The organism is Alkalihalophilus lindianensis, from assembly GCF_032843265.1.
Taxonomy (GTDB): Bacteria; Bacillota; Bacilli; order Bacillales; family Bacillaceae_D; genus Alkalihalophilus; species Alkalihalophilus lindianensis.
This window is the reverse complement of sequence record NZ_JAWJBA010000956.1, coordinates 1-240: the sequence shown is the minus strand read 5'-3', so window position 1 is coordinate 240 and position 240 is coordinate 1. Positions and strand designations below refer to the sequence as shown.

Below are 240 nucleotides of genomic sequence, written 5' to 3'. Positions count from 1 at the left end.
ATCTGGCTGTTCGTGTCGATCGTAACGTTGACGATGATCAGCAGGCTGGTGCCGCCGAGCTGGAACGGCAACCCCGATCCCGCGATGAAATATTCGGGGATGAGACAGATCGCCGCGAGGTACGCAGCGCCGATCACGGTGATGCGCGTGAGCACGAAGTCGAGATAGGCGGCGGTGTTCTTGCCCGGGCGGATGCCGGGGATGAAGCCGTTCTGGCGCTTCAGATTGTCGGCGGTTTCC

The 240-nt window shown here is 61.7% G+C and carries 1 pseudogene; it reads right to left on the bottom strand.

What is annotated here, in order from left to right:
• A pseudogene (locus RYX56_RS26820) lies at positions 1-240 on the bottom strand (SecY family transport protein); the annotation flags it as partial.